13 protein-coding genes are annotated in these 14,571 nt (G+C 73.1%); 9 read left to right on the top strand and 4 right to left on the bottom strand.

The features are described 5' to 3' along the window. Nucleotides 1-95 precede the first annotated feature (95 nt). The gene (locus AB0C36_RS12230) at nt 96-1,613 is read left to right on the top strand and encodes a helix-turn-helix domain-containing protein (protein WP_358352783.1); all 1,518 of its coding nucleotides are present in this window, start codon (nt 96-98) and stop codon (nt 1,611-1,613) included. Nucleotides 1,614-1,670: 57 nt separating this feature from the next. Here the strand turns inward: AB0C36_RS12230 and AB0C36_RS12225 are convergent, their stop codons facing one another. Together AB0C36_RS12225 and AB0C36_RS12220 are read right to left on the bottom strand one after the other, a co-directional pair. Next, nucleotides 1,671-3,299: an ABC transporter permease gene (locus AB0C36_RS12225; protein ID WP_358352781.1), complete on the bottom strand. Its 1,629-nt coding sequence runs from the start codon at nt 3,297-3,299 to the stop codon at nt 1,671-1,673. After that, on the bottom strand, nt 3,296-4,312 hold the full coding sequence (locus AB0C36_RS12220; protein ID WP_358352779.1) for an ABC transporter ATP-binding protein: 1,017 nt from the start codon (nt 4,310-4,312) through the stop codon (nt 3,296-3,298). Before AB0C36_RS12220 ends, AB0C36_RS12225 begins: the two co-directional genes overlap by 4 nt. Before the next feature lie 256 nt (nt 4,313-4,568). Between AB0C36_RS12220 and AB0C36_RS12215 the strand changes: the two genes are divergently transcribed. The 5 genes from AB0C36_RS12215 to AB0C36_RS12195 all read left to right on the top strand — a co-directional run bounded on the left by AB0C36_RS12215 (nt 4,569) and on the right by AB0C36_RS12195 (nt 8,411). Continuing rightward, nucleotides 4,569-5,054, top strand: coding sequence for a GbsR/MarR family transcriptional regulator (locus AB0C36_RS12215; RefSeq protein ID WP_358352777.1), 486 nt, complete (start codon nt 4,569-4,571; stop codon nt 5,052-5,054). Between the two features lie 180 nt (nt 5,055-5,234). Beyond that, nucleotides 5,235-6,218: a helix-turn-helix transcriptional regulator gene (locus AB0C36_RS12210; protein ID WP_358352775.1), complete on the top strand. Its 984-nt coding sequence runs from the start codon at nt 5,235-5,237 to the stop codon at nt 6,216-6,218. Nucleotides 6,219-6,534: 316 nt separating this feature from the next. After that, on the top strand, nt 6,535-7,047 hold the full coding sequence (locus AB0C36_RS12205) for a GtrA domain-containing protein (protein ID WP_358352773.1): 513 nt from the start codon (nt 6,535-6,537) through the stop codon (nt 7,045-7,047). Nucleotides 7,048-7,181: 134 nt separating this feature from the next. Continuing rightward, entirely contained in the window at nt 7,182-7,742 is a 561-nt protein-coding gene (locus AB0C36_RS12200; RefSeq protein WP_358352771.1) for a redoxin family protein, read from the top strand. A gap of 285 nt (nt 7,743-8,027) precedes the next feature. Next, a complete protein-coding gene (locus AB0C36_RS12195; RefSeq protein WP_358352769.1) occupies nt 8,028-8,411 on the top strand; it encodes a hypothetical protein in 384 nt (127 codons plus the stop codon). A 27-nt stretch (nt 8,412-8,438) separates the two neighbouring features. Here AB0C36_RS12195 and AB0C36_RS12190 read toward each other — a convergent pair whose 3' ends face one another. Continuing rightward, nucleotides 8,439-9,008, bottom strand: a complete 570-nt coding sequence (locus AB0C36_RS12190; protein ID WP_358352767.1) for a TetR/AcrR family transcriptional regulator — start codon at nt 9,006-9,008, stop codon at nt 8,439-8,441. A gap of 136 nt (nt 9,009-9,144) precedes the next feature. Between AB0C36_RS12190 and AB0C36_RS12185 the strand changes: the two genes are divergently transcribed. Both AB0C36_RS12185 and AB0C36_RS12180 read left to right on the top strand, forming a co-directional pair. Beyond that, a complete protein-coding gene (locus tag AB0C36_RS12185; RefSeq protein ID WP_358352765.1) occupies nt 9,145-10,779 on the top strand; it encodes an MFS transporter in 1,635 nt (544 codons plus the stop codon). A 317-nt stretch (nt 10,780-11,096) separates the two neighbouring features. Further along, nucleotides 11,097-12,203 carry a PucR family transcriptional regulator gene (locus AB0C36_RS12180; RefSeq protein ID WP_358352763.1) on the top strand — a complete coding sequence of 369 codons (1,107 nt, stop codon included), beginning with the start codon at nt 11,097-11,099 and terminating at the stop codon, nt 12,201-12,203. A 25-nt stretch (nt 12,204-12,228) separates the two neighbouring features. On the opposite strand, the gene AB0C36_RS12175 is transcribed toward AB0C36_RS12180, so the two are convergent. Beyond that, nucleotides 12,229-13,308 carry an epoxide hydrolase family protein gene (locus tag AB0C36_RS12175; RefSeq protein ID WP_358352847.1) on the bottom strand — a complete coding sequence of 360 codons (1,080 nt, stop codon included), beginning with the start codon at nt 13,306-13,308 and terminating at the stop codon, nt 12,229-12,231. 348 nt (nt 13,309-13,656) lie between these two features. Between AB0C36_RS12175 and AB0C36_RS12170 the strand changes: the two genes are divergently transcribed. Next, nucleotides 13,657-14,493 carry an ABC transporter ATP-binding protein gene (locus AB0C36_RS12170; protein ID WP_358352761.1) on the top strand — a complete coding sequence of 279 codons (837 nt, stop codon included), beginning with the start codon at nt 13,657-13,659 and terminating at the stop codon, nt 14,491-14,493. The last annotated feature ends 78 nt before the right edge of the window (nt 14,494-14,571 follow it).

The raw sequence follows: 14,571 nt of genomic DNA, 5'->3' as shown, positions 1-14,571 counted from the left end.
GGGGAGTTTGGGATGCTGGAACGCCCGAGCGGGCCTGACCTGCGGGAACACCGGTTCCCTGGAACGCTGTCCGGTACACGGGAGAAGGAGGAACGGTGGCGGACGAGGAGTTCGCGGCACTGCTGCGGGAGCTCAAGGACCGGTCTGGGCTGAGTTACGGGGTGCTGGGCAAGCGGCTGCACCTCAGCGGGTCGACCCTTCACCGGTACGTCAACGGGGACGCCGTTCCGTTGGACTACGCGCCCGTCGAGCGGTTCGCACGAATATGCGGCGCCACCCCCGAGGAACTGGTCGAACTGCACCGGCGGTGGGTGCGGGCGGATGTGCTGCGGCAGCGCAAAGGCGCCGTGACGCCCCAGCCGGACCCGGCGCCTGCCGCGCCGATTCCGGCCGATACGGCTTCGGGGAACCCGGTTTCCGGGACCCCGACTTCCGAGACCCCGGCTTCCGAAAGTCCCACGTCCGAGACCCCGGTTTCCGAGACCCCGGTTTCCAAGACCCCGACGTCCGAGACCCCGACGTCCGAGACCCCGACGTCCGAGACCTCGACGTCCGAGGACCGGTCCGCCGAGCAGGCGTCCGCGTCCCTCGCCGCGTTGGCCACGCCGTCCGAGCGGTCCGAACCGAACAGCCCCTCGACGGAACCCGCGGCCGGCCGTCGGCGGCGTCGACGTACGGTCGCCCTCGCCGGCGTGGGAACGGCCGCGGCCGCCGTGTCCGTCGCGCTCATGGTGAACCTCCTGCCGGGCGGAGACGACGGTGACACCCGGCAGTCCGTGGGGGCCACGCCACCCCCCGGCGGACCGCCCGCCGCGACTTCCCCGTTCGCGGGAGAACTCCCCGCGGCGCCGGGCCCGGTGCCGGGTGACGACGGCGGCACGCGTACGGGCGTCCCGGGGACCCCGTCCGCACCGTCGGGATCGGCATCCGCATCGGCGTCCGGCTCGACGTCCCCGCGGGGCAACGGGACGTCGCCGCGGCCGGGCGCGGCGGAGACGGTACGCGACGGCTCGGCCCCGACGGTCGCGGCGAACCCGTACAAATGGGAAACCCCCTGTAGCCAGCACTACTTGGTGAACCGCAAGCCCGCGGAGGTGCCTCCGCCGCCCACCGAGCAGGACGCCCGGGGTTGGGTGAGCGCGCTGGGCGGCGTCGCGAGCGGGGACCAGATGCTCGCGCTGACCGTGCAGGGGACCGGGGAGCAGACGGTCGTCGTCACAGCCCTGCACGTGCGGGTCATCGGGAAGCAGGCGCCGCTCGGCTGGAACGACTACGTGATGGGGGTCGGTTGCGGCGGCGAAGTCAGTACGAAGTCCTTCGATGTCGACCTGGACGCAGGGCGCCCGGACACGGTGCCGAAGTCCGGGCAGCGGGACTTCCCGTACAAGGTCAGCGAGTCCGATCCCGAGGTCTTCTACGTGTCCGCGCACAGCCAGGCCCACGACGTGAGCTGGTACCTGGAGTTGGAGTGGTCCAGCGGGGACCGCCGCGGGTCGGTGCGGATCGACGACCACGGGAAGCCGTTCCGGACGAGCGGAAACATCGGACGGCCGATCTTCCAGCAGCCGATCGGCAGTACCGAGTGGACGAAGGCGCCGGAGGACGAGGGATAACACGGCAACACGGCCCGCCGAAGCCGCTGCCTGCGCCGCCTGCCTGCGCCGCCCGCTTCAGCCGGTCTGCAGGTCGCGGCGGCGCAGGGCCGCGAGCCCTCCGCCGATGAGCAGCACCGTCAGCCCGACGAGCACCCCGACCGCCGGCCAGTCCATGGCGTTGCCGGGCATCTTGGGCAGGTGCGCGAACGGCGAGATCTTCAGCGCCCATTGCGGGAGGTCGAACGCGGCGCCGATCCAGCCGAGCCCGAGGCACAGCCCGGCGTACGCCCACCCCAGCACCGCCGCATGCGGGTACGCACCGTACGCCAGCGCCGCCACCGCACCCACCGCCCAGACCGCCGGGACCTGGACGAGGCTGCCGCCGAGGACCGCCGCGACGTCCTGCCGGTAGCCGGCCGCGAGGCCGAGGCCCGCGACGACCATGAGGAGCGCCGCGCCGCCGAAGGCCACGGCGAGGTGCCCTGCGGCCCAGCGAAGGCGTCCGACCGCGTTCGCGAGGACGGGCTCGGCACGCTGCGCGGTCTCCTCGCCGTCCAGCCGCAGCACGGACTGCACGATGTAGACCGCGGCGACCATGCCGAACATGGCGATCATGCCGGCCAGGAACGCGTCGGTGACGCCGGACTGCCCGCCGAGGCGCGCAATCATGTCCTTGGCCTGCTGGTTGTCCCCGATCAGGTCGGCGGCGCCGTCGGTCATCGCCCCGAACATCACGCCCGCCACGAGGAATCCGCCGGCCCAGCCGAACAGGCTGCCGCGCTGCAGCCGCCAGGCGAGGCCCTCGGCCGTGCCGAGCGCGCCCGTCGCCGGGCCCGGGCGGGCCGGGAGGAAGCTCATGCCGATGTCGCGGCGTCCGGCCAAGGTGTAGGCGATCAGCGCCTGTACGGTGGTCGCCGCCGCGAACAGCAGGAGTACCCACCAGCGTTCGTCCGCGAAGGACCGGAGGTTCTCCGCCCAGCCGATGGGCGACAGCCAGGTCAGGATGTTCGACCCGTCGTCCGCCGCGGCGTCGCCGGCCGCCTTCAGCGCCCACGCCAGCCCGAGCACCGCCGCCGTGAGGCCCTTGGCGAGCCTTGCGGTCTCGGTGAGTTGTGCCGCAATCGCGGCCGTCGTGGCGAACAGCATGCCCACGCCGCCGATCCCGAGGCCGAGCGCGAGCGCGCCCGCCCGTCCCTCGCCGGAGAGACCGACGGCGACGATCAGTGCGACGCCCGCGTTCGCGATCAGGGCGGTCAGCAGTGCGGCGGTCAGCGGTGCGCGGCGGCCGACCATCGCAGCGGACAGCATCTCCTGACGGCCCGTCTCCTCTTCCTCACGGGTGTGGCGGACCACGATGAGCAGGCTCATGACGGCGGCGAACGCGGCCATGAAGGCGACGTACCGCCAGGCCACGATGGCGCCGAGGGAGTCGTCGAACACCGGTCCGTAGAGCGACCGCAGCGAACTGTTGGCGGCCATCGAGTCGACGACGTCGGCGCGTTCGGCCGGTGTGCCGTACATGCCGCCGAGACTGCCCGCGGCGCCGGCGGTGGTGCCGCCCACCAGCAGCACCCACAGCGGGACCATGACCCGGTCTCGGCGCAGGGCCAGGCGCAACAGGCCTCCGGTGCCCGCCAGTTGCCGGGATCCTCGGACGGGGGCTGCGAAGCCCGTGGTGGTGGTCGTGTCGGCCGCGGCGGTCATCGCTGCACCGCCTCCTGCCCATCCGCGTCGGCCTGCGCCCTCGCGTCGCCCGGCGTCCCTGCGGCACCCGGCGCCCCCGCGTCGCCCGGCGTCCCCGCGTCGGCGTCTCCGTCGGCACCGGCGCCTTCGGCATCATCCTGGTAGTGCCGCAGGAACAGCTCTTCCAAGGTCGGCGGCGTACTCGTCAGCGACCGTACGCCCGAGTCCGCCAGCGACCGCAGCACCGCGTCGAGCTTGTCCGAGTCGACCTGGAGCCGCACCCGTTGCCCCTGGACCGCCAGGTCGTGCACCCCGGGCAGCTGCGCCAATCCGTTTGCCCGGCCGGCGAGTTCGGCGCTCACGCTGGTCCGCGTGAGGTGGCGTAGCTCGGCGAGCGTCCCGGTCTCGACGGTGCGTCCGCGCCGGATGATGCTCACCCGGTCGCACAGGGCCTCGACCTCGCTGAGGATGTGGCTGGAGAGCAGGACCGTCCGCCCGCGCTCGCGCTCCTCGGCGACGCACCGCTGGAAGACCTCCTCCATCAGCGGGTCGAGCCCGGAGGTCGGCTCGTCCAGGATCAGCAGGTCGACATCCGACGCGAACGCCGCGACGAGCGCGACCTTTTGCCGGTTCCCCTTGGAGTACGTGCGCCCCTTCTTGGTCGGGTCGAGTTCGAAGCGCCGCAGCAGTTCCGCCCGCCGGTCCTTGTCGAGTCCGCCGCGCAGGCGCCCGTACAGGTCGATGACTTCGCCGCCGCTGAGGTTGCGCCACAGGGTCACGTCGCCGGGGACGTACGCGAGCCGCCGGTGCAGCGCCACCGCGTCGTGCCACGGGTCGCCGCCGAGCAGCCGGGCGGTGCCCGAGTCGGCGCGCAGCAGTCCGAGCAGGACGCGGATGGTGGTGGACTTCCCGGAGCCGTTGGGGCCGAGGAAGCCGTGTACCTCCCCGGTCCTGACCTCCAGGTCGAGCCCGTCGAGTGCGTGTGTCCGGCCGAACGACTTGTGCAATCCGGCGACGCTGATGGCCGTGGTCATGATTCTGAACATACGCGAGATTCAGGAAGTTGTGAAATAAAGGAAGCGTATAAACTTGAGCGAGGCTCTGAGCAGGGGAGACAAGACGGCGATGACGTCAGGGAGCGGACGCGGGGGCGCTTCGCGCGAGACTGTGCGCGAGACATCTGCGCGCAAGGCAGCCGGTGCGCGCGGTGCGGCCGGCGTACGAGGCGATGCCGGTGCGCGAGGTGACACCGGCGGCGCCGCACGGGACATCGGGGGCACCGGGGCCGCGGTGGCCGAGGACCGGGGCCGGGACGACGAGGCGGTCTCCCGTTTCGTCGAGTCGTTCGCGGGTGTGTTCGTGGAGGCCGGGGTGCAGCGCATGCCGGCCAGGGTCTTCGCGGCCCTGCTCGCCGCCGACTCGGGCACGATGACGTCCGCCGAACTGGGCGAACGGTTGCAGGTCAGCCCGGCGGCCGTGTCGGGCGCGGTGCGCTACCTCAGCCAGCAGCACATGCTGTCGGTGGAGCGTGAGCCGGGCACCCGGCGGGATCGCTACCGCGTACGCAACGACCAGTGGTACGAGGCGCTGGCCAGCCGCGACGTGGTCATAAAGCGCTGGCAGGAGTCGCTGCGCGACGGCGTGCGCAGCCTCGGCCCGGACACCCCGGCGGGGCGCCGGATGGCCGAGACGCTGGCGTTCTTCGAGTTCGTCGGCGAGGAACTGCCGCTGATGCTGGACCGCTGGCGCGCCCGACGCGACGAACTGTTCGGCTAGGCCTGACGGTTCTGGACGACGCGGGCCGCCGGTGAAGTTCCGGCTGTCGGCTCGGTCGGCACAGTCTCGCCCGGCGTCGCACAGGCCGGCCCGGTCTCGGTCCGCGCCGTACGCCACCCGCGCCGCACCGGACAGGGAGTGTCGGCGGGCTACCGGGGTGTGCTGCGGGAGTATGGGCGGGTGCGCGCCGCCCGGTTGATCTCCCTCGTGCTGCTGCTGCAATCCCGCGACACCATGACCGCGGCCGAACTGGCCGGGGAACTGGGCGTGTCGGAGCGCACGGTCTACCGCGACGTGGTCGCGCTCTCCGAGGCGGGCGTGCCGGTGTACGCGGACCAGGGCCGGCACGGCGGCTACCGCCTCGTCGGCGGGTACCGCACCCGGCTGACCGGGTTGAGCCAGGCCGAGGCCGAGGCGCTGTTCCTGGCCGGACTGCCCGGGCCCGCCGAGGACCTGGGACTCGGGGACGCGGTCGCCAACGCGAGGCTCAAGGTGCTGGCCGCGCTGCCCCCGTCGTTGCGCGCGGCGACGGCGCGTACCGGACAGCGGTTCCATCTGGACGTGCCCGGCTGGTTCCACAATGCCGAGCCGCCGCCGCTGCTCGCCGAACTTGCCTCGGCGATCTGGCAGGACCGGCGCCTGGAGGTGCGGTATCGGCGTGGGTGGCGGGTCGTCGAAGAGGTCACGCGTGAGCTGGACCCCTACGGCGTCGTCCTGAAGGCGGCCGTCTGGTACCTGGTCGGCCGCGTCGGTGACGACTTTCGGACGTACCGCGTCGACCGCATGGTGGGTGTGTCCGACACGGGCCGCTCCTTCGAGCGTGAGGAAGGCTTCGACCTTGCGGGCTTCTGGGCGCAGAACGCCGCACGGTTCGCGAGGTCACTGCTCGCGGACGAGGTGGTGGTGCGGATCAGTCCGGCGGGGCGTACCGCTCTTGTCCGCGTCGCGGAACCACCCGCCTTGGAGGCCGCCGATGCCGCCGCAGGCGAGCCCGACGAGCACGGCTGGGTGACGACCCGGCTGCCCGTCGAGTCCCTCGCGGTCGCCTACGACGTACTCCTCACCCTTGGGCCCGAGATCGAAGTGCTGGAGCCGCGGGAGCTGCGCGACCGCATGGCGGAGGCCGCGGCGGCGATGCGGCGGCTGTACGCGGACAGCCGCTAGCGAACCCCTGACCCCCTGCGCCCGGCGGCGTACGCCCGCGGGCCGGTATCCGCCGATCGGCATACGTCGGCGGGAGCACGCCCGGCGTCCGGGCGACAACTGTCGGCGTAGCGAAGATGCCCGCCGTGGGCGGATGCCCCACCCCCTGTCCACGCACGAGGGTTGGGTCATGCCGAGGAACGGTCCGCCGGAAGCGAGCAACCCCACGTCGAATGGTGGGGCTGTCCCCACCCCGGTTGGGATGTCGGCCCCATGGGTTGGCGCGCCTCCGGTTCCTAGGTTGGAGGTACGCGGACGACGAGGCTCCGCCGAGCGGATGAGGGGAACAACAGTGAGCAGCGGACAGCCCGGCCCCGTCGCCTCGTTCGTGCGGTTCGTGGTCTGCGGCGGAGGCACCGGACTCGCCTCCAGCGCCGCGCTGGTGTACCTGTCCGGCAGCATGTCCGTCGCCGTCGCCAACGCGATCATCACGGTAGTGTCCACGCTGCTGGCCAACGAGCTGCACAGCCGGATCACGTTCCGCAACGGCCGGGCGAGTTGGCGCGTGCACGTGGAGTCCACCGGAACCGCGGTGGTCTGCTACCTGTTCACGACGGCCGCGATGCTGGTCCTCGACACGGTCGCCACGAACCCCGGTGCGCTCACCGAGCAGGCGGTCTACCTCTCGGCGTCCGGCTTGGCCGGGATCGGCCGGTTCCTCGTGCTGCGGCTGTTCGTGTTCGCCCGCCCGAAGGCAGCCGCCGCCCGCACCGCGACGGTCACCGCCCTGCCCGCCCCGGTGGTCCCGGCGGCCGCCTTCGACCGCGCCGCGGTGGCTGTCGCCGCCTGACGCGGCAGGGGGCGCGAGGCGCCAGGACGCGCCGCCGAGGTGCTACCGGAATCGCGAACTCCCCACTCGGCGACGGGTGGTCGTTCTAGCATCGTTGTCGTTCGCGCCCTGCTCCTCCGTCCTGGGAGTCTGCGATGCGTGTACGGCTGATCCTCTCGGTGCTCGCCCTCCTCGCCCTGAGCGCGGTGTCCGGGTGCGGCTCCGCGGCCAAGTCCGCGGACTCCGGCGGGGGTACGTCCCCCGCCGGGGCCGTCGCTCCCGCCCCTGCCGCGGCCTCCCCGACGAGCACGCCCGACCTGCTGGTCTTCACGACCGTCACCATCGACCGGAAGCCGTTCGCCGGCGTCACGCTGCTGGGCAGGCCCGCGGTGCTGTGGTTCTGGTCGGCGGCCAGTGCCGAATGCCGGGCGCAGGCCGCGGAGACCGACAAGGCGGCGGTGCTGCACGGCGACCGCGCCACGGTGGTCGGGGTCGCGGCGGCCGCCGATCCCGCCGCGCTCCGCGAGTTCGTCACCTCGACGGGAGTCGGCGCCTTCCCGCATCTCGCCGACACGAGCGGCGACCTGTGGCGGCGCTTCGGGGTGACCGAGCCCGGCACGTACGTCTTCCTCGACGCGGGCGGCACGGTGGTCCACCGGGGCGTGCTGCCACGCGCCGAAGGCCTGCTGGTGCGTACCGGCGAGTTGGTCGGCTGACCGCGCGGCGTGCCGCGGGGCCGGTGTACGCGCCGCCGCGGGGCGGCTCCCCGGTGACCGGAAGGCATCCCTCGCCCCGACCGGTGCCGTCGCGCGCGGGGACTGACACAATCACCGCCCATGATGAGGCTGACTCCAGGAATCGCCGCGTTGTCCGGGGCCGGGATCGGTTCGGTTGCCACGATCTTGGGAGTGTGGGTCTCCCAGGCGCTGAGCGCACGACGGGAACGGGGGCATCGCACCTGGGAACGCCGGGCGGCGGCCTACGAGGACATTCTGATATCGATGGCCAGGCTGCGCGGTGAGCGCAAAGAGGCCACGAGTACCGGGGATTTGCGCCTGGCGAGACTCGCCAACCCGGACTCCGAGGACGGGGCGCGACTCGCGGCGCAGGCCAACCTGTACGGCGGTCCGGAGTTGCGCCGCGCGCAGGAGGCGGCTTTCGCGTCGCTCCAGAAGTGGCTGATGGCGCTGATGGCCTGGCGCTCGTACCACGACACCTACAGCTCGCTTCCGGACTCCCCGCCGCACAAGGGCGCGGACGCCCTGTGGGACTCGGTCCTGGAGGCGGGCGCCGCCGCGGACAAGGCGGATCTGGCGCTGACCGCCCAGGTGCGCAAGGAAGCGCTGGGCGAACGGCCGAAACGGTTTCTGCGCAACGGGAACTGACGCGGCGTCGGACGTCGGCCGGGGGTGTCAGCCCGGTTCGGTGCCGCGCAGCAGGATCGCGATCAACGCCTCGAAGTCCATCGGCGGGTCGGCCGGGAAGTCGGACTGCTCGACGGCGATCCAGCCCATAACGGCGGCCGCGAAGGCGTACCAGCACTGCCGTGCGTACGCGTGCGGGTGGCCGCCCATCACGAACGCCTCCACCACGGCCCGCTCGACGGGTCCGTGCCCGGCCTCGCGGTGGACGCCGGTCGACAGCATGCGTGCGGCGAATCCCGGTACAGCGCGGAACTCGCGCCGGATGCCGTGCGCCAGGTCGGCGAGCCAAGGCTGCCACGTCCGCGCGGTCGGCGGCTCGTCGGGCACGATGCGGCGGCCCATTTCGGCGCTGGCCAGGTCGAGAAGCTCGTCGCGGTTGCGCACCCAGCGGTAGAGCGCGGACGGCGCGACGCCCAGGCTGCGCGCGACGCCCTGCATGGTCAGTGTGTCGAGGTCCTGGGCGAGGACGGCGGCGATGATCCGGTCGAGGTCCAGGGTCGGCGGGCGGCCCACGCGCGGGGTGTGGGCGCGAGGGCGCGGGGGGTCGGCCGGGGGCATGGTGGCAGCTTAACGATGTACGTCAGCCGTTCCGCGCGCGTTCCGCGCGTTCGTTAGTGAATGGCCTTCACAAATTAATTAGGTCGACCTAAGCTCCCTGGCGTGCCCGGAATCCGTCTCGTCGGAAGGTGCCTCCATGCCCGCACGCCGCAAAACCGCCGCCCCCGCCGCCATCACCCCTGGCGTCACCCCCGCCGCCGGCTCCCACGCGCCTTCGGCCGCGGCCGGACAGCCGCCCCCGAACTCCGGTGTCCTGCTCGCACTTGCGTGCCTCGTCGTCTTCGTCGTGATCCTGGACGCCACGATCGTGTCCGTGGCCCTCCCGGGCATCCGCGACGGACTGGACATGGATGCCACGTCGCTGCCGTGGGTCGTCAACGCGTACACGTTGGCGTTCGCCGGGTTCCTGCTGATCGGCGGACGCTGCTGCGACCTCTACGGCCGCCGCCGTACGTTCTTCGCCGGGCTGGCCCTGTTCACCGCCGCCAGCGCCGCGTGCGGCGCCGCGAACGGACCCGCCGCCCTGCTGGTCGCACGGGCGGCCCAGGGCCTCGGCGGCGCGCTGCTCACCCCGACGACGCTCGCGGTGATCACCCACACCTACCCGGAGGGCCCACGCCGTGCCCGGGCGCTCGCCCTGTGGAGCGCGGTCGGCGCGATGGGCGCTTCGGCGGGCACCGTGCTCGGCGGCGTCCTGACCGAATGGTTCAGCTGGCGCTGGGTGTTCCTCATCAACCTGCCGGTCGGGATGCTCGCCTTCGCGGTCGCCGCCCGCCACCTGCGCGACCACCCGGCGGCGCGTTCCGGCACGGACCGGGCCCGCCTCGACGTCCCCGGCGCGGTCCTCGCCACAACCGGGATCGCCGGACTGCTCTACGGGCTCATGGAATCGTCCGCGTACGGCTGGTCCGCCGCCCGCGTGTGGGCACCGCTGGTGGCCGGAGTCCTCCTGCTCGTCCTCTTCGGCATCCATCAGACACGCATCGCCGCGCAGCCGCTCGTGCCCTTGGCGGTGGTCCGCGCCCGCCCGGTGGCCAGTGCCAACCTGGTCATGTTCCTCATGGGCCTGGGGTTCTTCGCCAGTCCCGTCCTGCTGTCCCTCTACCTCCAGGGCGCGCGCGACTGGTCGCCGCTCCGCGCGGGACTCGCGTTCCTGCCGGTCAGCGTGGCCCTGATGACCGGCGGCCTCGCCGCCGGACGCCTGATCCCGCGCTTCGGCCCGCGCACCGTCGCGGGGTGCGGAACTCTCGTGGGCGCGGCCGGATTCGGGTGGCTGGCGCTCGCCCTGGACGCGGACGCCGGCTACCTCGCGTCCATCGGCCTGCCGGGAGTGCTGTTCGGGCTCGGCATCGGCGCGTCCTTCACGCCCATCACCGTCGCGGCCACCAGCGGGGTCGCCCCGCAGCTCGCCGGCATGGCCTCCGGACTGCTCAACACCACGCGCCAACTCAGCGGCGCGGTGGGGCTGGCCGTGCTGACGACCCTCACGGCCTCGGCGGCGTCCGGCTACGCCGAGGACCACCCGGGGACGCCGGGCGGCGAGGCGGGCGCGGCGGCGCTGGCACACGGCAACGCCGTGGCGTTCGGCGCCGCGGCGCTGGCCGCGGTGCTTGCGGCGGCCGGGGCGTGGGGCCTGATGCGCTCGGGCCAGGGCGGCGGACCGGGCCGCGCGGAGCACTCGGCCGAGAAATTGGCCACACCTCCGGCGGGAACGACCCCTTCCGCACCGGTGCCCGCGCCGGCGTCGGGAGCGGCCGGCGCGGGGACGTAGGCCGTCGGCCCGCGACGCCACGAAACCTGTTGTGCCGGGCGCCGGTTCAGGGCCGGTGTCGTTCGGCGAGGGGGCGTCCCCGGGCGGCGGACCGCGCCGCCCGGGGACGCGGCCGCGCCGCCGGGTGCGGAGTGAGAAGGCTCCGACGGCGCGGCCGATCCGCATCCCCCGGGCGCATCGTGAGGCATATCCCGCTCGCCTGCATTGCCGGACTCCGGCAGTCTTGACGCGTTCTTGATGCCGGGCGCTGCCGGGCGCCGCCGGCCGCCCGCCGGGCCGCTCGCGCCGCGCGGCACGACAGATGGGGAGTGGGCGGGGTGCGGGACTCACAGGACGCCGAGGACTACCTCGCCGGCTACGCGGTGCTCCTGGACGAGGTCTCGCGCACCGGGCGCCGGCTGACCCGGGACGAGATCGTCGTACGTCGCCAGGAAGGCGAACGCGCGGCCGTGGCCGGCCGCCGACTCCGCGACATGGTGGTGGGGCACCTCGCCGCCACCCGCGCCGCGTGGCCCGACCTCTCCGGGATCAAGGGGGCCGTCGGCCAACGTGACCTGAGCGCCGCGGCACTCGCGGTGCTGGGCGCGACCGAGCAGGCGGTCGACGCGTTCACCGAAGGGTACGACCACGCGCAGCGCCTCGCCGTACGCCGTGAGGAGGCCGCCCGCCGCGAGTTCGTCGACGACCTGCTCTACGGCCGCAGCGACCTCGGCAGTCTGTCCGAACGGGCGCAGCGGTTCGGCCTGCGGCTGGCCCGTTCGCACACGGTCGCGGTGGCGGTCGGCGACGAGCCGTACGACGAGACCCACCCCGTCACCCGCCGCGTGGAGAGCGCGCTGATCGGACGGTTCGGGCACCGGCGGATCCTGATCACCACCAAGGACGGCCGCCTGGTATGCATCGCGCCGAGCGACGGCGAGGACGGCGGGGGAGCGGGCCCGGCACGCTACTTCGCCAAGCAGGCGCACGCGGCGACCGGCGGCCGGGTGGTGCTCGGCCGCTCGCACCCGGGGCCGGGCGGCGTCGTGCTGTCGTACGAAGAGGCGCTCAGCGGCCACAACATAATCAGCCGGATGGGACTCGACAGCCCCGTCGTCGACGCCGCGGACCTGCTGGTCTTCCCGGTTCTCGCGCGGGACCGGGGAGCGCTGGCCGACCTGGTGCGGTCCGTGCTCGGCCCGCTGGATTCCGCCCGGGGCGGCGCCGAACCGCTGCTGCGCACGCTGGAGGCGTACTTCGACGCGGGGTGTGTGTCCGCCGAGGCGGCGCGGCGGCTGGGGCTGAGCGTACGGGCGCTCACGTACCGGCTGGAGCGCATCGCGCGGTTCACCGGGGCCGACCCCGGCGAACCGCTCGACCGCTACACGCTCCAGACCGCCGTCATCGGCGCCCGACTGTTGGAATGGCCCGCCAAGGAGCTGTGAGACCAGCGCTCCGGCGGCGGCGGGATCACCCGACCGACAGGAAGAACTTCCTGATGTCGGCGGCGAGCAGGTCCGGGGCCTCCAGGCCGGGGAAGTGGCCGCCGCGCTCGAACTCCGACCACTGCGCGATGTGGAACGTCTTCTCGGCGAACTGCCGGATCGGCCGCGTGATGTCCTGCGGGAACGACGCGATGGCGACCGGCTGCGTGGTCCGCCAGCGCGGCGGGGCGACGCTGTCGTGGTGCAGCCGCGGCGCCGAGCCGGCTGTGCCGGTGAGCCAGTAGAGCATCACGTTGGTCAGCACGCGGTCGTCGCTGATCGCGAAGTCGTCGCCCGCCCACTCGGTCATCATGTCGACGATCCAGGCGAGTTGGCCGATCGGCGAGTCGGTCAGCGCGTACGCGATCGTCTGCGGCTTGGTCGAGTTGAGCACGCGCGCGCCGGGCTGGTTCGCCATGTAGCGCTTGAGGTGGTCGAGGCGCTCCTGGTCGGACTCGGACAGCTCGAAGGCCTCGCCGGGCGGCGGGGGCGTGGGGAGGTAGTTGAGGTGGACGGCGACGACGTGTTCGGCGTCGTGGTCGGAGAGCGCCCGGGAGATCGCGGCACCGAAGTCGCCGCCCTGCGCGCCGTACCGGTCGTAGCCGAGCCGGCGCATCAGCTCCGCCCATGCGCGGGCCACGCGGTCGACGTCCCAGCCGCGTTCGTTGGTCGGGCCGGAGAAGCCCCAGCCGGGGATGGACGGTATGACGAGGTGGAAGTCCTGCGAGAGGGGCTCGATGACGTCCAGGAACTCGACGACCGAGCCGGGCCATCCGTGCGTGAGGATCAGCGGGAGGGCGTCCGGCTTCGCGGCGCGTACGTGCAGGAAGTGCACACGCTGGCCGTCGATTTCGGTGGTGAACTGCGGGTGGCTGTTGAACTCGGCCTCGTGCTTGCGCCAGTCGTAGCCGTGCCGCCAGTAGTGCGCGAGCTGCCGCACGCGCTCCAGGGGTAGTCCGTAGTCCCAGCCGGCGTCCGGCAGTTCGTGCGGCCACCGGGCGTGGTCGAGGCGCGCGTGCAGGTAGTCGAGGTCGGCCTGCGGGATGTCGATGCGGAACGGCTCGATGGCGGTCGGGTCGGTGACAGTCGGGTCGGCTTCGGTCGGGCTGACGGCGGTCGGGTTGACGGCGGTCGGGTCGATCGTGGTCACGGTGTCCTCCTGGGTCGGTGCGGCGCCGGTGCCGCTTGGCCTTCGCGAGATAATGTACATGGCTATTAAGTACATGGCTAGTATCTGCCCCGATGGCCGTCGGCGGCCGCCGACGGCCCGCTGACCGTCGCCTGGACCGGACGGTCGGCGTTTGGTGCGCGGACGGTCAGCGGGCCGGGCGAACCTCTTCCTCGTCGGAACACCCCGGGAAAGCCCGGGGAACGCCCGCGGGACGCAGCCCCGGGCCGAGTCGAGGAGACCGCCATGTGGACTCGCACCAGCAACCGCCGCCGCACCGCGCCCATCACCGATGCCCGCGTACCGGCGACCGCCGAAGGCCCGGGTGAGGCGCTGCGCCTCGACCGCGTCGGCAAGGTCCACGGCACCGAGGGCAACCGCGTCGTGGCCCTGGACGACGTATCGCTGACGCTGCGCCCGGGCACCTTCACCGCGATCATGGGCCCGTCCGGCTCCGGCAAGAGCACGCTGCTCCAGTGCGCCGCCGGCCTCGACCGGCCCACCAGCGGACGGGTGTTCGTGGACGGCAGCCCGATCGACGGCGCCGACGAGACCGCGCTGACCGTGTTCCGCCGCGACCGGATCGGGTTCGTCTTCCAGCAGTTCAACCTGATGCCGACGCTGACGGTCCTGCAGAACACCACGCTTCCGCAGCGCCTCGCCGGCCGCCGGCCCGACGACGCGCGCGCCGCCGCCGTCCTGGAGCGCATGGGCCTCGGCGACCGCCTCGGCCACCTCCCCTCGGAGTTGTCCGGCGGCCAGCAGCAGCGGGTCGCGATCGCCCGGGCCCTGGTCGCGGAGCCCAAGGTCGTGTTCGCGGACGAGCCGACCGGCGCGCTCGACAGCCGCAGCGCCCGCGAGGTGCTGGGCCTGCTCGCCGAGGCCGTGCGGCTGCACGGGCAGACCGTCGTGATGGTCACGCACGACCCGGTCGCCGCGGCGTACGCGGACTCCGTGGTCTTCCTCGCCGACGGCCGCATCGTCGGCGATTTGCCCGCCCCCACCCCGGACGCGGTCGCCGAGCGCATGACGCACCTCGGGGACCTGGCCGACGGAGGCCGGCCGGTGGCCGCCGGGTTGTGAGCCGGCCGCGGTCCCGACCGATCGCGTACGCCCGCGCCACGTCCACGCTGTGTGCACGGCCACGCGTACGACCGCTCG

This window comes from Streptodolium elevatio (assembly GCF_040649515.1).
In the GTDB taxonomy this organism is placed as follows: domain Bacteria; phylum Actinomycetota; class Actinomycetes; order Streptomycetales; family Streptomycetaceae; genus Yinghuangia; species Yinghuangia elevatio.
Note: the sequence above shows the minus strand (reverse complement) of the source record. Positions and strands in the feature narration are given on the sequence as shown.